The following is an 18,552-nucleotide window of genomic DNA, read 5'->3' as shown; positions in this document are numbered from 1 at the left end:
GGGGTGTTTCGCCCTCAGTGCGGCCGCGGAGCGACGACCGCGAGGACGTCGGGCACGGCAGTGAAATCCACCACGTTGCGCTTGCCGATGAAGTCGCCATCGATTTGCAGGCCGATGGGTTCTTTGGACTCGATTCGTACGGTGGGAACGTCGTCTTCGCGAAATAAATTGCGGGACTTGGGGTTTCCGTCGGCTGCGAGGAGCTGGCGCGCGAGCAGCAGGGTGGGGACGACGGCCATGGAGCGCACCGCAAACACTCCGAGCCCCGTTTCGAACCGGGTGCCGGGGTTGGTGTGCACCGGCGTGGCGTTCAGGTAGGTCCACGGTGTGGTGTTGGTTACGAAGGCGTAGTGCACCCCGTCCACCGGATCACGACCGGGAATTTCCACTTGAACACCCGGTTCGTTGCGCTTTGCCCGGAAAAATTGCCGAACAGTCGTTCGAACATATCGCGCGGGGGTGGCGGCGCGGCCGCGGGCGCGGCTGGCATCGATCGCCTCGCACACGTCGGCGTCCAATCCGACGCCCGCGCTGAAGCAGAACCAGCGGTCGTCGGCCAGTCCGAGACCGATTCGGCGATCGGTTTCCACCGTGAGCAGGTCGATGAGCTGATTGGTGGCGGTCACCGGGTCCGGGGAGATGCCGAGCGCTCGGGCGAAGACGTTGGCCGAGCCGCCGGGGATCACACCGAGGCGCGGCAACCAGGCTTGACCGTCGTCGAGGACCGGCAACGGCAGGAAGCCGTTGATGGTCTCGTTGACCGTCCCATCGCCGCCGTGCACGACGACGAGGTCCATCTCGTTGGTCGCCGCCCATTGGGCCAGTTCCGCGGCGTGGCCGCGGTGCTGAGTGTGCGCAACGGTCAGCTGGGTGCGGCTCTCCAGCGCGTGCGCCAAGAGGTCCCTGGTCGCCGGCGTGGTGGAGGTGGCATTCGGGTTCACGATCAGCAGCGTCCGCACGATGGCAGCCTAGTTGCCCGCCGGCCCGCGCCGGAAAAGCGGCGAGTGGCGCCCCGTCTGCCATTGCGCGGGCATACGCCAGGACGAGGGCGGCACTGAGCGGGTCGTAGGCTTGCCGCGTGAACGAGCGTCAGCGAGGCAAGCGAGGACACCGTGCGCCGTCGCGCACGACGGAGCCGAGTGTGGGCGAGGCGCTGGCGTGAGCGACGAAAAAGCGGGGGCGGTGCCGACGACGGTGCGGGCGGCGGGTGCCCTGGTGACGCTGGAAGGCGTCGTCGCGGTGGGCGTTGCCATCGTGCTGGTGGTGCGTGGGCTGCTCGGTCACGATCAATCCACGACCAGCGGCTACGGCACCGCGGCCTGGTTCGGCATCCTCGGCGGCGCGGTGCTGGCCGCGGGCGCGGGACTGCTGCTGGGGAAGCGCTGGGGGCGCGCGATCGCGGTGATCGCGCAGTTGCTGCTGCTCCCGGTCACCTGGTCGCTGCTCACCGACTCGCATCAGCCGGTCTACGGCGCTGCGCTCGGGGTCGTGGCGGTCGCCGCGCTGGTGCTGCTGTTCGCGCCTGCCTCCACCCGCTGGATGGCCCAGGACTACGGGGTCGAGCCGGAATAGTCCGCGGCAGCCGCGCGCAGCGCCGCCCGGCAGAGCTGGTCGGCGTGGCGGGTGGTTTCCGGTAGCCGGTACCGCGGGGTCAGCGCCAGCACCTGGGCGCATGCGGTGTCGAGGTCGATGCGATGGCCCACGGATACGAACACCGGCTTGACGCCGCTTCTGGTGCGCAACGCGCGCCCGACCACCACCGCGTCGATGGTGATGTCGGTGGCCGCGCCCCGTTCCGGACCGGGTTCGGCATACTCGCCCCACACGGTTTTCGCCACGCCGATCGTCGGGATCCCGGTGAGCAGGCCGAGGTGGCAGGCGAGGCCGAAGCGGCGCGGATGCGCCAGTCCCTGCCCGTCGCAGACCAGCAGATCGGGTGCGCTGTCCAGTTTTCCGAGCGCGGCGAGGGTCGCCGGGATCTCCCGGAAAGCGAGCAGGCCAGGCAGGTACGGGAAGTCCGCGACGCCGTGCGCGACGGCGGAGGTGACCTGGTGCAGGGTGTCCGCCGCCAAGACCACGGCGGCCGCGGCCACCGCGCCGGTGTCGTCGTAGGCCGAGTCGAGTCCGGCCACCGTCCGGAACGGCGCGCCCGGCGGGGTCACCGGCGAGACCAGCGGCCGCAATTCGTCCTGCATCGCCATGGCCGATTCGGCGGTGGTGGGCCAGGCCCCGAGGTCGAGCGGCGGGAGCCAGGACATGCGCTACCGGGCCTCGGCGGCCAGCTTGCCGAGCGCGTCACCCGCCAGCCGATAGCCCGCCCACTCGACCTGCGCCACCGCGCCGATCGACTCGTAGAAGTCGATCGATGGCTTGTTCCAGGTCAGCACCGACCAGGCCACGCGGCTGTAGCCGTGGTCGACGGCCTCCTTCGCCAGGGCCGTGAGCAGCGCCTTGCCGTAGCCCTTGCCCCTGGTCTCCGGTTTGACGTAGAGGTCTTCCAGGTAGATGCCGTGCACGCCGTCCCAGGTGGAGAAGTTGAGGAACCAGATCGCGCAGCCCAGCAGGCCCGACTCGTCCGCGACCACATGCGCGAACACCTTCGGCTCCGGCCCGAACAGCGCGGCGTGCAGCTGCTCGGCGGTGACCGTGCATTCGTGGCGCGCCTTCTCGTATTCGGCCAGCTCGTAGACGAGATCGACCAGAGCGGGCACGTCGGAAGGGATCGCGCGGCGCAGGACGGCGGCGCCGAGGTCGACGGCGGTGGGGTCGGCGGGGCCGGTTCGGGTCACAGTGACGCTCCGTTGGGTACCAGGTTGTGCGCGCGGATCGCGCGCGCGTCGTGTTCGTAGCCGAGCACGGTCAGCGCACCGGTCGACATGGCGAACCGGCGGCCCTCCCGAATGTCGAATTCCGCCCAGCGGGCGATCAGTGCGCGGGAGAAGTGGCCGTGCCCCACCAGCACGATATCCCGCTCCGGCAGCACCGGCTGCACGGTGGCCAGCACCCGATCGGCGCGCTCGCATACCTGCCGGGCGGTCTCGCCGTCCGGGACCGGACCGGTCCAGATGGTCCATCCGGGTACGGTCTCGCGGATCTGCGGGGTGGTCAGGCCCTCGTAGGCGCCGTAGTCCCATTCGGCGAGTTCGTCGTCCACCACGGCGTCGGTGAGCCCGGCCAGCTCGGCGGTGCGTCTCGCACGGAGCCGAGGACTGGTGCGTATCAACGGGTTTCGCAGTTTCAGCGTAGCGAGCAGGCTACCCGCGGCCTTGGCCTGCTCTTCGCCGCGCTCGGTGAGCGGGAGATCGGTGCGGCCGGTGTGCCGCCGCTGTGTGGACCAGCTGGTCTCGCCGTGCCGGAGCAGCACAACGCGGGCATCGTCGAGTGCGGACATGTCTCCATGATGGTCCACCGATGATCATGGCGGTGCGCTGGATCGGACGCCCTCCGGATCCGAACCCGCGCCCACCGCCGGGACTAGGACTCGATCGGGTCCCCCAGTTCGAGCACCACCAGGGGAAGCGGCCGCGTGACCTTGGCCTGGTAGTCCGCGAGCAACGGATTGTTCGCCATCGCCCACGCCGCGAACTCGTCGTACTCGGCTCCCTCCAGCGCCCGCGCCGTGCCTCGATGGGTGGTGGGCCCCAACTCGACGGTGACGGCGGAATCGGCTTTCACGTTGTGGTACCAGGCCGGGTACCGGTCCTCGATGAACGAACTCACGTAAAGGGTTTCGCCACGGCGCAACAGGCCGAGCGGGACCGTGTGCGTCTTGCCGCTCTTGGCTCCGGTGGTGGTGAGCAGGATCAGTTCACCGCCTTCGTACGCGCCGCCGACCTTGCCCGCGTTGTCGCGGAACTCCTGGATGACACCGTCGTTCCAGTGCGCGATGTCTTCATCGGAGTACCGCTGGTTCCACGGCGCGTCCGGATCGTCGTAGGAGGTGATAGCAGCGCTGTTTTCGCTTGCGGCGGGCGGGGTTTCGCTCATGCCCCAGAGTGTGCTCCACGGCACCGACAAGTTCGCCGGGCCTCACGCGAAGGCGTGCAGTTCGCCCTCGCGCAGTTCGAGTACGGTCGTGCCGATCACGGTGAGGGAGATGGGGCCGCCGCCGTAGCCGGGTCGCTCCACCGGGATGCGCCCCGCTTCGGTTCCCGTGGCGGGGTCGAGGACGGTGAGCGCGCCGGCGGTGGGCAGCAGCAGCTTTCCCGCCATCAGCGCCGGTGCGCCCAGCGCCGCGCCCGCGGTCCACAGCGGGTCGAAAGTGCTGCCGTTCAAGGCGATCACGCTGTTACCGGTGAAGACCAGATAGGCCGACCCGATGCGTGTGGTCGTCGCCGTCTGGCTCAGCGGCGCCGAAAGCTGATGCACCACAATAGGATTGCCGTTCCCGTCGTAGACGGCCAGGCGCGGCGGCAGCGACTCCGCGCCGGTGGTGGCGCCGGGGAAATAGAGCACGATCCGGCTGTCGGACACCGCGATCATCCGGGCTTCCGCGGAATCCGCTCCGGGACCGGTCAACACGTGCGAGCCGTACTCCTCCGGCACCGTGTTGTCCTTGGGGGCCGGGTTCAGCACGGTGAGCCGTTCGGCCGGGTCGGCGGGGCAGCGTTCCAGCACGGCGAGCCGGGACGGGCTGGAACCGGACGACAGCAGCGTGCAGCCCCTGCGCGGCTGGGTCTTGACGTTCACCGGGGCGTCGACGAAGCCGTACTCCACGGTGCGCACCAGGTCCGAGCGCCACATCTCCAGCCGCTGCGGTCCCTGCGCGAGCAGGTAGGTGCCGTCGACCGACAGCCGCACGTCGCGGTCCATGTAGCTGCTGCGCGCCGTGCGGCGGGCGCCGCTGTCGCCCGCCAGCATCGTGGCCTGGCTGCACCCGCGCTCGTCGCGGTAGACCGCGATCACCATGCCGTACTGGCCCTCGAGCCCGCACAGCGGCAAGTCGCGCCGGTACTTCCACAGCTGGTCACCGCTGCGCGGATCCCGGCCGGTGACCGTGTCGCCGTCGCCGGTCACCGCGACGCCGCCGGACACGAGCGCACGAGCGCTCGCACCGTCCGGCGCGTGCCACAGTTCGCGCAGCGCGGCAGGCAGTTGATCGGCCGCCGCCGGGGTCGGCACCGTGGAGGACGCGGTCACCGACTCGGTGCCGTGCGCGTCGCCGCGCACCCACACCAAGGCCCCGGCGATCACCACGAGAACCGCGATCGCGACTGCGGAGATGATATCGGCGCGCGTCCGCCGCTCGGGTGCGAGCACGAAAGCGAGACTAGCCGATCCGAGCGGTCAGGCCGAGGCCGCTGCCGCGGGCTCCGCCGCGCTCCCGGCGTCCTCCGCCGCCGCGTCGCCCTCGCCGGCACGACGGCGCCTGCGCCGACGGCGAGCGGGCCGGTCGACGGTGCCGGTCTCGTCCGCGTCGTTGTCGTCCGAGCTGCCGTGCTCGTCCGAGGCCTCGGTGCTCGACTCGTCGCCGGCGGTGTTGTCGGTCCCGTCGGTGCTCGGCTTGCGCCGCCTGCGCCTGCGGCGGGCGGGCTTGTCGGCGTCGGTCTCGGCTCCCGCCTGCTCCGAAGACGTGCTCTCGGCGTCCGCGGGCGAGTCGGTCTCGTCCGCGTCGGTGACGTTCGTCGTCCCGTCGATCGGCTGGCCGGCGCGGGTGCGCCTGCGGTTGCGCTTGCGGGGGGTGCGGGCCGGGCGTTCGACCACGACCGCGTCCGCCTCGCGTTCCACCTGCGCCTTGCGCACCACGCCCGTCACGCCCTCGGGAATACCGAGATCGGAGTACAGATGCGGCGAGCGCGAGTACGTCTCGACCGGGTCGGGGATGCCGAGGCCGAGCGCTTTGTCGATCGCCGACCAGCGGTTGAGCTCGTCCCAGTCGATCAGCGTGATCGCGACGCCGGTGCGTCCCGCCCGGCCGGTGCGCCCGATCCGGTGCACGTAGGTCTTCTCGTCTTCCGGGCACTGATAGTTGACGACGTGCGTGACGTCGTCGATGTCGATGCCGCGCGCCGCGACGTCGGTGGCGACCAGCACGTCGATGGTGCCCTTGCGGAACTTGGTCAGCGCCTTCTCGCGGGCGATCTGCCCCAGGTCGCCGTGCACCGCGCCCACCGCGAACCCGCGCTCGGCGAGGTCGTCGGCCACCTTCTGCGCCGTACGCTTGGTGCGCGTGAAGATCATCGTCGCGCCGCGGCTCTCGGCCTGCAGGATGCGCGCGATCAACTCGCTCTTGTCCAAGGCGTGCGCGCGATAGACGAACTGCGCGGTGCGGTCGTGCACCGCCGAGTCGTGCGGCTCCTCGGCCCGGATGTGCGTGGGGCGGGTGAGGAAGGTGCGCGCCAGGGTGATGATCGGCCCGGGCATGGTCGCGGAGAACAGCATGGTCTGGCGCTTGTCCGGGACCATGCCGAGGATGCGCTCGATATCCGGGAGGAAGCCCAGGTCGAGCATCTCGTCGGCCTCGTCGAGCACCAGCACGCCGATCTTGCCGAGGATCAGGTGCTGCTGGTCCGCCAGGTCCAGCAGCCGGCCGGGCGTGCCGACCACCACGTCGACACCCGCGCGCAGCGCCGCGATCTGCGCCTCGTAGGGACGGCCGCCGTAGATGGACGCGACGCGCAGCGGGCCCTGGTGATTGGTCAGGTACTTGCTCGCGTTCTCCAGATCCTTGGTGACCTGGATGCACAGCTCCCGCGTCGGCACGATGACCAGTGCGCGCGGTGTGCCGTCCAGTGGCGTCGTGCCGGATTCCGCGGTCGCGATGCGGTGCAGCAGCGGAACGCCGAATCCGAAGGTTTTACCCATACCGGTACGGGCCTGACCGATGAGATCTTCCCCGGCGAGCGCCAGTGGAAGGGTCAGTTCTTGAATGGCGAAAGTACGTTCGATTCCGATCTCGCCGAGTGCGCGGACGATTTCCGCGCGCACGCCCAATTCGGTGAAAGTCGGGGCGGTGTGCGTTGCGTCCAGCTCGGCCGTCAACAGGGTCTCCGCCAGACCTGGTTCCTGATCGACTGTGATCTTGCTCAGGGTTCGTGCCTTCCTCGTAATCACGTCCCGCGCGCACGAGGTGGGGCGGACCGGGCGGTCCGCGACGACCACGACTCCGCAGGCGATACTTCACCCGGCCACGCTCCGGATGCCGGGCGCCTGCCGGGATAAGCGGCGGCTACCTCGCAAAACATCGGCGCGGCGCATTGGTGACGCGGATTGGTGCGCGCACATTTTCTTGTCCAACGAAAACTTCGCACCCGAAACCGGTCAGCGGTCGCAGCGGCGTCTCCGCGATGTGCGTGAGCGCGACGTCCGGCAACTCTGTCGAGCGAAACTTTCCGTTGTCCGACGCGATTGTAGCGTGATATTGTGCGTCGCTCGAATTGCCACTGCGGCGCGCGCCCGGAAATCCGCCGGACCCGTCGCGTGCTTTCGCCGCACCGCGCCCCCACGTACGCTGCGCCACATGGGAATTCATCCGGCCCGGCAAATCTGGGCGACGCTCGAACCGCTACACGATGTGGTCTATTTCGGAACCGGCGTCAAGGAGGCGGGCGTCGGTATCGGCCTGCGCGGCTACTGGCAGACCTACTTCGCTTTCCGCGCCGCGCCGCTGGGCGCGGTGACACCCGCGACGGTGCAAGCGGTCTTCGCCGGATTCCACCCCGACATGGTGCGGCGCGCGCTGCCGGAGGCGTGGGAGCGGGCGACGCCGCAAAGCTGCCTGACCGCCCGGCTCGACCTGGCCACCGGTCTGCTGCGCGGCATCGGCGCGGGTGACGCGGTGTGCGCTCGCGCGGTGGAGTTGCTCACGCCCGCGCTGCGGGAGGCCGATCCGACCGGCCGGGCGTTGTTCGCCGCGAACGCGGACCTGCCGCTGTCGTCCGACCCGGTGGCGGCGCTGTGGCAGCTGAGCACCGCGCTGCGTGAGCACCGTGGCGACGGCCATGTCGCGGCGTTGGTCACCCACGGTCTCAGTGGCCGTCAAGCGCTGGTCGCCCAGGTGGCCGCTGGTAAGGCGCCCGAATCGGTGATGCGCCCCGCGCGCGGGGTGTCGGAGGCGGAGTGGGCCGATGCCTTCGACGAGTTGCGCGCCCGGGGCTTGGTGGCAGGCGAACCGGTCACACCCACCCTCACCGGCAGCGGCGCGCAGCTGCTCGCCGAAGTCGAGGCCGAGACCGACGACGCGGCGTGGACCGGCGCGCTCGCGGTGCTGTCGGCCGACGCGATCACCGAACTCACCACGTCGCTCGAGCCGCTGGTGCGCAGCGTGCAAGAGGCCGTGGTCCCGCCGCTCAACCCGGTCGGCATGGGCCCGCGGTAGCGTGCTCCGGGACTTGCCTGTTACCGGCGGTATCGGCATATGAGACTCTCTTCGATGTGAGCCTTGCCGACACTGTCACCCTCGCCGCACGCAACGCGTGGGCACTGACCTTCGGCTCCGGCATCGAGGCGCCGGACCCGACTCCCGCGACGATCCTGTGGGACCAGCCGCATCGGCAACTGCGGCGCTTCGAGCGAGCGGACGCCACGGTGCCGGAAGAGGATTCGGCGGTCCTGCTGGTCCCACCGCTAGCCGCGCCCGCCAGCTGTTTCGACCTGCGGCCCGACCAGAGCCTGGCGCGCTTCCTGCTGGAGATCGGCCGCCGCCCGTATGTCGTCGACTACGGCGAGATCACCTTCGCCGACCGGCACATGGGTTTCGAGGACTGGATCGATGACATCCTGCCCGAGGCGGTGCTGCGCACCAGCGCCGATCGCGACGGACGCGCGGTCGATCTGGTCGGCTGGTCACTCGGCGGCACGCTGGCCTTGCTGACCGCCGCGGCGCACCCCGAGCTGCCCATCCGGTCCATCACAGCCGTCGGCTCACCGCTGGACTACGACCGGATGACCGGCGTGCCGCAACTGCGCGCCGTCGCCAAACTCACCGGCGGCCGGGCCACCTCCACCGTCATCCGCGCGGCCGGTGGCGTTCCTGCGACACTGACTCGAATCGGCTACAGGGTCACCGCCTGGGACCGCGAGCTGACCCGGCCGTGGTTCGTCGCGAGCAATATCGCGCGCACCGAGGCGCTGGCCAAGATGGAGACGATCGATCGGTTCATGGCCGAGATGCCCGGCTACCCCGGCCGTTTCTACGGCCAGCTGTGGGGCCGGTTCATCCTCGCCAACGACATCGGGCGGGGTGTCGTCGTGCTGGGCGGACGCCGGATAGAACTGGCGGATGTGACCGCGCCGGTCCTGCTCGTAGGCGGGCCCTCCGACGTGATCACCCCGGCTCCCGCCGTCGAGGCGGGCGCCCGCGTGCTCACCGGAGCGGCGATGGTCCGCTACGAGAGCGCTCCCGGCAGCCACTTGGGCATCCTGGCCGCACCGACCGCGCGTGACACGACATGGAGTTATCTCGAGAAGTTCCTGGCCGAGACCGCCTGAATCGCCGTGAGTATTACGCTGGGGCACATGGGAGCACAGTCACCTGCCGCGTCAGGTGTTTCGTCGACCGACCCAGCAAACCTCTTCATCCCCGCGAGTCATCCCGGCGTGACCGACCTGTTCGCGGTGCTCGCCTACGGCGAGATCTCCGCGTTCTACCGGCTGGCCGAGGAGGCCAAGCTGTCGCCGACCCTGCGGGGCAAGGTGGCGGTGGCGAAGATGGCCGCGGCCGAGATGGAGCATTTCAAGACGCTGGAGTCCGCGCTGGCGGCGCGGGGCGCCGATGTGTTCGACGCGATGGCGCCGTTCGTGCGCGCGCTGGACGATTACCACGCCTCCACCGACCCGTCGACGTGGCTCGAGTCGATGGTGAAGTTCTACGTCGGTGACGGCATCGCCGCGGACTTCTACACCGAGATCGCGGGCGCGCTGACTCCCGATGTCGCCGCGGTGGTCCGCGACGTGCTCGCCGAGACCCGGCACTCGGAGTTCGTGGTCGAGGAGGTGCGCAGCGCGGTCACCGAGAGCCGCTCCGAACGCGACCGGCTCACCCTCTGGGGCAGGAGGCTGCTCGGCGAGGCGCTCACGCAGGCCCAATACGTCATGGCGCAGCGCGACGAACTCACCGACCTGGTGCTCACCGCCACCGGCGACCTCAACGGCATCGCGGCGCTGATCGAGCGGATGCAGGACAGTCACGCCGAGCGCATGGCGGTACTCGGCATCTGAGCGCGGGCTAGGCGTTCGCCGCGCGGTCGGTCACCAGCCGCAAGCCGGGCGCGAGCGTGCTCGCCCGGTCGGCCAGCCAGACGACGACGCTCTGGTCGCGGTCGGCTTCCAGGGTCTCGAACGGCACCTCGACCATGCCGTGCACGGGATGGTCGAGGTGCAGCATCCCGGAGCCCGCGGCGCCGACCCGATGCGGTTTCCAGCGCTGCGCGAATTCCGGGAGTTCGCGCAGCGCCTCGATCGTCTCCAGCAGTGCGTCGTCGCCCGGCCAGTGCAATTTGGCGCGGCCGAGCGCGGCGGCGAAGGCGTCGGCGGCCTGCTCCCAGTTGCGCAGGACGCGTCGCGCCGCGGGATGCGCGAAGGTGTACCACGCGAGGTTGGGCCGGTCGGCTCCGTCCAGCAGCCCTAGCGGGGCGGCGAAATCGGCCCACGCCTGGTTCCAGCTCAGCACGTTCAGCCTCCGGCCGACCACGAAGGCCGGCGTCGGATGCAAGGCCCGCAGGATGGTCTCGATCGTCGGGGCCACCTCCTCCGCGGCGGATTCGTTGCCGGGGCACCGGGATTCGTTGCCCGAGGTGAGTGCGAGCATGCCGAAGTGCTGGCGTTCGTCGCCGCTCAGCAACAATGCGTCGGCCAAGGCGTCGATCACCGCGACCGACGGGTTGGTGTCGCGTCCCTGCTCCAGCCGGGCCAGGTAGTCGGCGCTCACCCCCGCGCGGACGGCGACCTCTTCGCGACGCAGGCCAGGGGTCCGGCGGCGTCCGCCCGCGGGCAGGCCGACGTCCGACGGCCGCAATTCGGCGCGCCGCGCGATGAGGAATTCCGCGAATCCGTTTCGAGCCATGTGTCCCATCGTGCCCGGTCCGAGGACAGTTATCCGCGCCCTGTCGGGTCCAGGATAACGGCGGTCTGGCTAGCGGACCGCGGTCCGTTCATTGTCGGAGGTATGACATCCACCTCGGAATCCACCACGTTGAAAACCGGTTCGTGGGCACTCGACACCGCGCACTCCTCGGTCGCCTTCACCATTCGTCATCTCGGCATCTCCAAGGTGCGTGGCGGATTCACCCGGTTCGAGACCGACTTCGTGGTCGACGAATCGGGCGCGGCCACCATCGGCGCGACGATCCACCTCGACTCCTTCGACACCGGCAACGCCGACCGCGACGCCCACATCCGCACCGCCGACTTCCTCGACGTCGCCAACCGCCCCACGCTGACCTTCCGCGCCACCCGGCCGGTATTCGTCGCGGAGACCTTCGAGGTCGAGGGCGAGGCGACGCTCGGCACGATCACCAAGCCGGTCACCCTGGAGGTCGAGTGGGGCGGCGTGCAGGACTTCGGCCCGACCGGCGACCGGCACGCGGGCTTCTCCGCCACCGGCGCCATCAAGCGCACCGACTTCGGCGTCGGCGGCCCTCTGCCCGGCATGCTCGGCGACACCGTCAAGATCGAATTGGAGATCCAGCTCATCGAGCCGAAGTGAATGCCGTCGGCGGCCCCCACTAGCCTGGACTCGACAGCACAGGACTCTCAGGTTCGGAGGTTGGCCGTGGAGGTCAAGATCGGTATTTCGGATAGCCCGCGCGAGCTGGTGATCAACAGCGCGCAGACCCAGGAAGAGGTCGAGGCGCTGGTGTCCGGTGCGTTCGGCGGCGGCGACGGTGGCGTCTTGTCGCTCTCCGACGAGAAGGGCCGCAAGTTCCTGATCCAGGCGTCGAAGGTCGCCTACGTCGAGATCGGTTCCACCACCGGCGGCCGCGTCGGTTTCGCCGCGGTCTGATTCACGGTCCGCCCCATACGCAATCGAGCCCCTGCCCCCGATAGCTCGGGGACAGGGGCTCGTTCGTCGTCGGGACCGCTCAGTCGATCGGGTGCAGCGGCACGTGCTTCAGGCCGCCCCACGCGAGCGAGACGGTGGTGTCGACCGCCTCCTCCTTCGGAATCGGCCGATCGGCCTCCAGCCAGTACCGCGCGGTGAACTGGCTCGCGCCGACCAAGCCGACGGCCAGGATGCGGGCACGGTAGGGGTCCAGGCCCGAGTCGTGCGCGACCAGGTCGAAGACCGCGTCCACGCAGGCCTCGGTGGCCTGCTCGACCCGGCGCTGCACCTGCGGCTCGCTGGTCAGGTCGGACTCGAAGACCAGTCGGAAGCCCTGCATCTCGTTGTCCACGAAGTCGAAGTACGCCTGCACCGCGGCACGCACACGCTGCTTGTTGCTGGTGGTGGAGCGCAGCGCTTGGCGGACGCTGGACACCAGCATGTCCACGTAGTTCTGCAGCACCGCGAGATAGAGCTCCAGCTTGCTGCTGAAGTGCTGATACAGCACCGGTTTGCTCACCCCGGCGCACTGCGAGATCTCGTCCATGCCGGCGGCGTGGTACCCGCGCTGCACGAAGACTTCGCTTGCCGCCGCGAGTAGCTGTTGACGTCGCTCGTCGCGCGGAAGCCGGGTACCGCGTTTGGCGGGTGCCATGGCCTCGGACGACGATCTACGGGACGTCATCCGGTCCACGAGGTCAGTCATTTCGGCTCTCCCAGTCGATTCCCCGGCAAAGGGGTGTGCACCGGGTTATCTCATGAACGATACCCGGTTGTCGCCCGCCCGCGGATCGGGGCCGGGCAACTGGTGCCACCCGGAAAGGATTCTCGCACCGACCGGGCCGCGAGGTGTGCCCGTGAGTGGGGATTCGCTGCTGTGAGACGCTGGTGAACGTGACCGACCGACCGGAGAGACCCCCCGCCGGACGGCGCGGTGCGCGCCGCCCGGCTGGCTCCGGCGCGTCCGGTTCCGTAGGGTCGGACCACATGGCGAGAACCTGGCCAGAGGCGCGATCGGATGGTGCGGCTCGAACCGGCGCGGCCGAGCGGTCGGGGGCGGGCGGCGGGTCACCCGGTCGCGGGAAGAAAGAGCGCAAGCGCCGCAAACCGCCCGAACCCGTTGTGTCACAGCCCGATCCGGAGCAGCCCGATCGAGACGCCGTCGAGGTCTACGACCCGCTGGGTCTCTACTCGCACAAGTCCGAACGATCCCATCAACCACTGCGCGCCCGATGGGATCCCACTTCCCCCGACGACGGCAGGGACCGCGGCCGACCCGAGCGCGACGCCAAGAAGCAGAGCGCGCTCGGCAGATTCGTCTCGACCTACGGCTGGCGGGCGTACGCGTTGCCCGTGCTGGTCGTGATCACCGTCCTGGTCGTCGTAGACGCGATCCGCGCCGCCGACCCCGACAGCATCGCGGGCTCGGATCCGGGGCTCGGACGCCTCAGTACCGCCACCGCCACCGCGGGCATCATCGGCGCACCGCCGGGCGACGGGCACTTCTCCACTGATCTACCCGCCGGGGCACTGCCCGAGGGCGGCGCGTTCGCCGAGACCGGCGCGGGCGGCTGGCACGTGGTGCCCGGCGCCACCGCCCAGGTCGGCACCGGAACCACCACCGTCTTCCGCTACACCGTGGAGATCGAGAACGGCGTGGACACCTCCGGCTTGGGCGGGGACGAGGCCATCGCCAAGATGGTCGATTCCACCCTGGCCAATCCGAAGAGCTGGGTGCACGACCCCAAGTTCGCGTTCCGCCGGGTCGATCAGGGTGACGCCGACTTCCGCGTCTCGCTCACCTCCCGGGGATCCAGCCGCAAGGAATGCGGTTTCGACATCCCGATCGATACCTCCTGCTACAACGCCGACGACCGCCGTGTGGTGCTGTCGGACGTCCGCTGGGTGCGCGGCGCGCTCGCCTTCGAAGGCGACATCGGGTCCTACCGGCAATACCTGATCAACCACGAGGTCGGCCACGCCATCGGCTACCACCAGCACCAGCCGTGCGAGACCGACGGTGGGCTGGCTCCGGTGATGATGCAGCAGACCTTCGGCACCAAGAACGACGACATCGCCTCCCTCGATCCGCACGGCGTGGTCCCGATGGACGGCAAGCACTGCCGCTTCAACCCCTGGCCCTACCCTCGGGGATAGGCTGTGTTGGTTTTCCAGCGCCTGCGGCGCCGGGCCGCGAACGGCGCGTGCTCGGTCTCGCTTCGCTCGGAACCGGGAGTTCGGTTGGTGGGGTCGTGGGGCGGTGGCCGTGTGATCTGGGTTTCGCCGTGGTTGGTGGCGTGGCCGGGTGCTTTTCGTCGCGGACGCGGCGAGTCGCTCGGGCGCGGGCCGCGAACGGCGGATGCTCGGTCTCGCTTCGCTCGGAACCCGAGGTCAGGCCGATACCGTCGCTATGGGAGGGCAGCGTTCGTCGGATGGAGAGGGTGGTAGTCGCGGCGCGCCGGTCATACGGAACGATGGGCGGGAAGAACGGCCCGGTCGTCGGTGTTGCACAGTTGAGCCAGCCCGATACGGGCGTCACACCGCCGCAGCGATCGGCCAAGCGATTCGAGGAGTCCTGGACGTGTCATCACCCAAGTCCCTGCCGCCACTTGTCGAGCCGGCCGCGGAGCTGACCAGGGATGAGGTAGCCCGCTACAGCCGACACCTGATCATCCCCGATCTCGGCGTGGACGGGCAGAAACGTCTGAAGAACGCCAAGGTGCTGGTGATCGGCGCGGGCGGTCTCGGCTCGCCCGCCCTGCTGTACCTGGCCGCCGCGGGTGTCGGCACGCTCGGCATCGTCGAGTTCGACGAGGTCGACGCCTCGAACCTGCAACGTCAGATCATCCACGGCGAATCCGATATCGGCCGCCCCAAGGCCGACAGCGCGCGTGATTCGATCCTGGAGATCAACTCCGGCATCGACGTCCGGCTGCACAAGATCCGGCTGGAACCGGAGAACGCGATCGAGTTGTTCCGCGAGTACGACCTGATCGTCGACGGCACCGACAACTTCGCCACCCGCTACCTGGTGAACGATGCCGCGGTGCTGGCGGGCAAGCCGTATGTCTGGGGCTCGATCTATCGCTTCGAGGGCCAGGTCTCGGTGTTCTGGGAGGACGCGCCGGACGGGCGCGGCATCAACTACCGCGATCTGTACCCGGAGGCCCCGCCGCCCGGCATGGTTCCGTCCTGCGCCGAGGGCGGCGTGCTCGGTGTGCTGTGCGCGTCCATCGGTTCGGTGATGGTGACCGAGGCCATCAAGCTGATCACCGGCATCGGCGAGCCGCTGCTGGGGCGGCTGATGGTGTACGACGCACTGGACATGAACTACCGCACCATCAAGCTGCGCCGCGATCCGGAGCGTCAGCCGATCACCGAGCTGATCGACTACGAGGCGTTCTGTGGCGTGGTGTCCGACGAGGGCCAGGCGGCCGCGGCCGGATCCACGATCACCGCGCGCGAACTCGAGGAACTGCTGGCATCGGGCAAGCCGATCGAGCTGATCGACGTACGCGAGCCGGTCGAGTGGGACATCGTGCACATCGAAGGCGCCAGACTGATCCCGAAGGACCGCATCCTGTCCGGCGAGGCCTTGGCCGAGCTGCCGCAGAACCGTCCGATCGTGCTGCACTGCAAGACCGGCGTGCGCTCCGCCGAGGCCTTGGCCGCCCTCAAACGCGCGGGCTTCTCCGACGCCACCCACTTGCAGGGCGGCGTCATCGCCTGGGCCAACCAGGTGGACAAGTCGCTGCCGGTGTACTGAGGCGAATACGGCGCGCCGAAGGCGCGCCAAAACAGACACGACGTACCGTACGGCCGTGACTTCTGTGGAACCTCCCGAGCATGTGCGTGCCACGTTCGGTCTGCGCGAAGTGACCCCGGTTTCGATCGGCGACTGGGAAGGCGGCTGGCGCTTCGGTGACGTGGTGCTCAGTCCGGTCGCCGATCACGCGCGCGCGGCGTGGTCGGCGAAGATCCGCGAGACGCTGAAGGTGGACGGGCTGCGGCTGGCGCGTCCGGTGCGGGCGACCGACGGCCGCTACGTGGTGTCCGGGTGGCGCGCGGACACCTATCTGGAGGGCGCGCCCGAGCCACGGCACGACGAGGTGGTCTCGGTGTCCCTGCGCCTGCACCAGGCGACGGCGCACCTGGAGCGGCCGCGCTTCCTCTCGCAGCCTCCCGTCGTGCCATGGGTGGACGTGGACGTGTTCGTCGCGGCCGATCGCGCCGCCTGGGAGCCGGTGCCGTTGCGCAGCCTCCGCGCGGGCGGCGCTTCGCTGTCGACGTCTCCGGACGGGCGGCGCAGCATCGAACTGATCGGTCAGCTGGCCACCCTCCGCAAACCGGTGCAGACGCCGCCGCAACTGGTGCACGGCGACCTGTTCGGCACCGTGTTGTTCGCGGGCGCGCAGGTCCCCGGCCTCGCCGACATCACCCCGTACTGGCGGCCCGCGCCCTGGGCGGCGGGCGTGATCGTGGTGGACGCACTGGCCTGGGGCGGCGCGGACGACGGGTTGCTCGAACGCTGGGCGGACCTGCCGGAGTGGCCGCAGATGTTGTTGCGCGCGGTCATGTTCCGGCTCGCGGTACACGCGCTGCACCCGAGGTCGACTCCGCAGGCCTTCCCGGGTCTGGCGCGGACCGCGGACATGGTGCGCCTGACCCTCTGAGCCGGGCTTCCCGCTGTTCACAGAACATTCGTGCGGTGACACATCGAATCCCGCGACCGGGTGTCGGTGGCGGCGCTGCGCGCCTCGGCGATCAAACGCAGCTGAGTGCTCGCGCCCGTGAGAAACGGCCGTCGCGGGCGTCGCGAGTTGCCAATGCCGGGAATGCCCGATACTCGGCCGTAGAGATGAGTGTGCCGCCACGACGTCCGGCGGTCTCGGCCGAGTGAGGTTACGGATGCTGTTTGTCGGCCTGCGGGGAACGGCCGTGTGGACCGCGCCGGGTGGAGGGCGTGCATGACTACTCTGAGTGATATAGATCTCGAAGATCTTCCGCATCCCGCCTATGCCAGCGACGGTCTCAATGCGGTTGTCGACGCGGCCAATGTGTACATGCAGAACGCGGTCGTGCTGTTCGCGTCCGGGTGGGACGGTGGGCAACCGGACATGATCGCTTGGCTGGCGGATAAGAAGCTGCTGAGCGCCGACGGCCGCAAGCTCACCAAGGATGGCGCCCAGACGCTCGATCCCGGATCGTCGGTGCTGGTCGACAACTACGACGACAAGCGCGGTGCGTTCCGGGACAAAACGTCGCAGCTGCAAGCGCAGAACGACGGTGTGAACGAAAGCGCCATCGCGAGCTTCGACACCTCCAACAAAGCGTTCCAGGATGTCAAAGGGATTGTGGCCGGGCTCAAAACGGAGTTGAGTCGCGCACCAGGGGAGCACCAGCTGACCCGTCTGCCCGATGGGAACTTGCACCTGACCGCCGCCGAGGAGAATCGGCTGTTACAGCTGATCTTGGAGGGCGTGGACCGTGTGCACGACACGATCGAGGACGCGGACAACGGTATGCAGAGGGACGCGGGCGATATCTACAAGAGGATTCCCGACCTCCCGCGCAACCCCTATGGCAACGCGCCGGATGTAGGGTCCCGGTCTCCGTGGGCGCCGACCGCGAGCAACGCCACTTGGACCCGAGGTACGGGGACTCCGGACGACATCGTCGCGAAGGCGCGAGAGCAACTGGCGCTCGGTGTCTCCGAAAGCGGAGGCAACAACGTCCCCATGTTCCGCGGCCCGGACGGCAAGCTCTACAAGGCCCCGTACAACATCAACGACGCGTGGTGCGCGGCCTTCTCCACCTGGACGTGGGATCAGGCCGGGTACAACGTCGACTGGACCAACAAGAACTATGTGCCCGCCATTTGGAACGATGCCAAGCACATGGGGTTGGCTTCGAACATCTCGAATGCCCAGAAGGGGGACATGATCATCTTCGACTGGGAAGGCGACGGAACCCCCGACCATGTGGGAATCGTGGAGTCCGTGGACCCCCGAACCGGCCGGATCACCACCATCGAAGGCAATTCCAGCGATCAACTGAAATCCAACAGCTATTCCATGAACGCGGGATCGCTTGTCGGAGTGGTCAAGCCGCCGTCCAACAACGCCTCGCGGGTATAACGAGTTCCACTCGCGGTTTTCGGCCGGTTACCCGGCCGGCCCGTGCTGCTGATGCGAGTTCGGTGTCCCGGCCGGACGTGGTCGCCTACTTCCAACCGTGGCGTTGCACTGAACCGTGGCAGCACAGACCTTCGCCGCACATGTTCCGGTGCACCGCGCACGGTGTCTCGCGACAGTTCCGTGCGCGGTGCCCTGAATCGCGCGACAGCCTGCTCAGATCGAAAGATCGTTCACTGAAGCGGACTCGTTGCCGGACACGTTGATGCCCAAATTGGCGGCGGTGCGATCGATCTCGTCGTCGGCGTGCTGGAACTCGATGGCCGAACCCGCTGAGAGCACTTCGACGTTGAGGCACAGCGACTGGAGTTCCTTGAGCAAGACCTTGAACGATTCCGGAATGCCCGGCTCCGGGATGTTCTCGCCCTTGACGATCGC

20 protein-coding genes are annotated in these 18,552 nt (G+C 69.0%); 10 read left to right on the top strand and 10 right to left on the bottom strand.

Annotated features, from left to right (window positions below):
* Positions 1-14: 14 nt before the first annotated feature.
* Complete coding sequence (locus tag ACZ6DL_RS30875) at positions 15-959, bottom strand: diacylglycerol/lipid kinase family protein (protein ID WP_062973767.1); 945 nt, start codon at positions 957-959, stop codon at positions 15-17.
* A 199-nt stretch (positions 960-1,158) separates the two neighbouring features.
* Between ACZ6DL_RS30875 and ACZ6DL_RS30870 the strand changes: the two genes are divergently transcribed.
* A complete protein-coding gene (locus tag ACZ6DL_RS30870; protein WP_040869183.1) occupies positions 1,159-1,572 on the top strand; it encodes a hypothetical protein in 414 nt (137 codons plus the stop codon).
* On the opposite strand, the gene ACZ6DL_RS30865 is transcribed toward ACZ6DL_RS30870, so the two are convergent.
* From ACZ6DL_RS30865 to ACZ6DL_RS30840, 6 genes are all read right to left on the bottom strand, one after another.
* On the bottom strand, positions 1,551-2,258 hold the full coding sequence (locus ACZ6DL_RS30865; protein WP_466056383.1) for an endonuclease V: 708 nt from the start codon (positions 2,256-2,258) through the stop codon (positions 1,551-1,553). The genes ACZ6DL_RS30870 and ACZ6DL_RS30865 overlap by 22 nt on opposite strands.
* Positions 2,259-2,261: 3 nt before the next feature.
* Positions 2,262-2,789 carry a GNAT family N-acetyltransferase gene (locus tag ACZ6DL_RS30860; protein ID WP_466056381.1) on the bottom strand — a complete coding sequence of 176 codons (528 nt, stop codon included), beginning with the start codon at positions 2,787-2,789 and terminating at the stop codon, positions 2,262-2,264.
* A complete protein-coding gene (locus tag ACZ6DL_RS30855; RefSeq protein ID WP_466056379.1) occupies positions 2,786-3,391 on the bottom strand; it encodes an acid phosphatase in 606 nt (201 codons plus the stop codon). Before ACZ6DL_RS30855 ends, ACZ6DL_RS30860 begins: the two co-directional genes overlap by 4 nt.
* A gap of 83 nt (positions 3,392-3,474) precedes the next feature.
* Positions 3,475-3,987, bottom strand: a complete 513-nt coding sequence (locus ACZ6DL_RS30850; protein ID WP_466056377.1) for a nitroreductase/quinone reductase family protein — start codon at positions 3,985-3,987, stop codon at positions 3,475-3,477.
* A gap of 42 nt (positions 3,988-4,029) precedes the next feature.
* Positions 4,030-5,259 (bottom strand): Rv3212 family protein, encoded by a 1,230-nt coding sequence (locus ACZ6DL_RS30845; protein ID WP_466056375.1) that lies wholly within the window; start codon positions 5,257-5,259, stop codon positions 4,030-4,032.
* Between the two features lie 27 nt (positions 5,260-5,286).
* Complete coding sequence (locus ACZ6DL_RS30840) at positions 5,287-7,050, bottom strand: DEAD/DEAH box helicase (RefSeq protein ID WP_466056583.1); 1,764 nt, start codon at positions 7,048-7,050, stop codon at positions 5,287-5,289.
* Between the two features lie 409 nt (positions 7,051-7,459).
* Here ACZ6DL_RS30840 and ACZ6DL_RS30835 point away from each other — a divergent pair, with 409 nt between their 5' ends.
* Genes ACZ6DL_RS30835 through ACZ6DL_RS30825 form a run of 3 tightly spaced genes read left to right on the top strand, consistent with a single transcriptional unit; the run spans position 7,460 to position 10,158 of the window.
* Positions 7,460-8,317 (top strand): SCO6745 family protein, encoded by an 858-nt coding sequence (locus ACZ6DL_RS30835; protein ID WP_466056373.1) that lies wholly within the window; start codon positions 7,460-7,462, stop codon positions 8,315-8,317.
* A gap of 56 nt (positions 8,318-8,373) precedes the next feature.
* Positions 8,374-9,429, top strand: coding sequence for an alpha/beta hydrolase (locus ACZ6DL_RS30830; RefSeq protein ID WP_466056371.1), 1,056 nt, complete (start codon positions 8,374-8,376; stop codon positions 9,427-9,429).
* Positions 9,430-9,456: 27 nt separating this feature from the next.
* The gene (locus tag ACZ6DL_RS30825; protein WP_466056369.1) at positions 9,457-10,158 is read left to right on the top strand and encodes a ferritin-like fold-containing protein; all 702 of its coding nucleotides are present in this window, start codon (positions 9,457-9,459) and stop codon (positions 10,156-10,158) included.
* A 7-nt stretch (positions 10,159-10,165) separates the two neighbouring features.
* Here ACZ6DL_RS30825 and ACZ6DL_RS30820 read toward each other — a convergent pair whose 3' ends face one another.
* Positions 10,166-11,002, bottom strand: coding sequence for a helix-turn-helix transcriptional regulator (locus ACZ6DL_RS30820; RefSeq protein ID WP_466056367.1), 837 nt, complete (start codon positions 11,000-11,002; stop codon positions 10,166-10,168).
* Positions 11,003-11,104: 102 nt separating this feature from the next.
* On the opposite strand from ACZ6DL_RS30820, the gene ACZ6DL_RS30815 reads away from it, so the two are divergent.
* Both ACZ6DL_RS30815 and ACZ6DL_RS30810 read left to right on the top strand, forming a co-directional pair.
* The gene (locus ACZ6DL_RS30815; protein ID WP_466056365.1) at positions 11,105-11,644 is read left to right on the top strand and encodes a YceI family protein; all 540 of its coding nucleotides are present in this window, start codon (positions 11,105-11,107) and stop codon (positions 11,642-11,644) included.
* A 66-nt stretch (positions 11,645-11,710) separates the two neighbouring features.
* A complete protein-coding gene (locus ACZ6DL_RS30810) occupies positions 11,711-11,941 on the top strand; it encodes a DUF3107 domain-containing protein (RefSeq protein ID WP_379054191.1) in 231 nt (76 codons plus the stop codon).
* Between the two features lie 79 nt (positions 11,942-12,020).
* Here the strand turns inward: ACZ6DL_RS30810 and ACZ6DL_RS30805 are convergent, their stop codons facing one another.
* Entirely contained in the window at positions 12,021-12,686 is a 666-nt protein-coding gene (locus tag ACZ6DL_RS30805; protein ID WP_040869167.1) for a TetR/AcrR family transcriptional regulator, read from the bottom strand.
* 281 nt (positions 12,687-12,967) lie between these two features.
* Here ACZ6DL_RS30805 and ACZ6DL_RS30800 point away from each other — a divergent pair, with 281 nt between their 5' ends.
* The 4 genes from ACZ6DL_RS30800 to ACZ6DL_RS30785 all read left to right on the top strand — a co-directional run bounded on the left by ACZ6DL_RS30800 (position 12,968) and on the right by ACZ6DL_RS30785 (position 18,117).
* Complete coding sequence (locus tag ACZ6DL_RS30800; protein WP_466056363.1) at positions 12,968-14,137, top strand: DUF3152 domain-containing protein; 1,170 nt, start codon at positions 12,968-12,970, stop codon at positions 14,135-14,137.
* Positions 14,138-14,561: 424 nt separating this feature from the next.
* A complete protein-coding gene (gene moeZ / locus ACZ6DL_RS30795) occupies positions 14,562-15,746 on the top strand; it encodes an adenylyltransferase/sulfurtransferase MoeZ (RefSeq protein WP_466056361.1) in 1,185 nt (394 codons plus the stop codon).
* A 55-nt stretch (positions 15,747-15,801) separates the two neighbouring features.
* Complete coding sequence (locus tag ACZ6DL_RS30790) at positions 15,802-16,653, top strand: TIGR02569 family protein (protein ID WP_393239292.1); 852 nt, start codon at positions 15,802-15,804, stop codon at positions 16,651-16,653.
* A 267-nt stretch (positions 16,654-16,920) separates the two neighbouring features.
* Positions 16,921-18,117, top strand: coding sequence for a CHAP domain-containing protein (locus ACZ6DL_RS30785; RefSeq protein WP_466056359.1), 1,197 nt, complete (start codon positions 16,921-16,923; stop codon positions 18,115-18,117).
* A gap of 213 nt (positions 18,118-18,330) precedes the next feature.
* Here ACZ6DL_RS30785 and ACZ6DL_RS30780 read toward each other — a convergent pair.
* Positions 18,331-18,552: hypothetical protein (locus ACZ6DL_RS30780; RefSeq protein WP_466056357.1), on the bottom strand; the 222-nt coding region annotated here is incomplete at its 5' end.

The sequence above is a fragment of the Nocardia sp. NPDC041819 genome (assembly GCF_055590505.1).
The sequence above is the reverse complement of the archived record's forward strand: the minus strand, read 5'-3'. Positions and strand labels throughout refer to the sequence as shown.

Coding starts and splice junctions, on each gene's coding strand:
- ACZ6DL_RS30825 (WP_466056369.1), top strand. CDS start 9,457: ATGGGAGCACAGTCACCTGCCGCGTCAGGTGTTTCGTCGACCGACCCA.
- ACZ6DL_RS30865 (WP_466056383.1), bottom strand. CDS start 2,258: ATGTCCTGGCTCCCGCCGCTCGACCTCGGGGCCTGGCCCACCACCGCC.
- ACZ6DL_RS30820 (WP_466056367.1), bottom strand. CDS start 11,002: ATGGCTCGAAACGGATTCGCGGAATTCCTCATCGCGCGGCGCGCCGAA.
- ACZ6DL_RS30855 (WP_466056379.1), bottom strand. CDS start 3,391: ATGTCCGCACTCGACGATGCCCGCGTTGTGCTGCTCCGGCACGGCGAG.
- ACZ6DL_RS30835 (WP_466056373.1), top strand. CDS start 7,460: ATGGGAATTCATCCGGCCCGGCAAATCTGGGCGACGCTCGAACCGCTA.
- ACZ6DL_RS30815 (WP_466056365.1), top strand. CDS start 11,105: ATGACATCCACCTCGGAATCCACCACGTTGAAAACCGGTTCGTGGGCA.
- ACZ6DL_RS30850 (WP_466056377.1), bottom strand. CDS start 3,987: ATGAGCGAAACCCCGCCCGCCGCAAGCGAAAACAGCGCTGCTATCACC.
- ACZ6DL_RS30800 (WP_466056363.1), top strand. CDS start 12,968: ATGGCGAGAACCTGGCCAGAGGCGCGATCGGATGGTGCGGCTCGAACC.
- ACZ6DL_RS30805 (WP_040869167.1), bottom strand. CDS start 12,686: ATGACTGACCTCGTGGACCGGATGACGTCCCGTAGATCGTCGTCCGAG.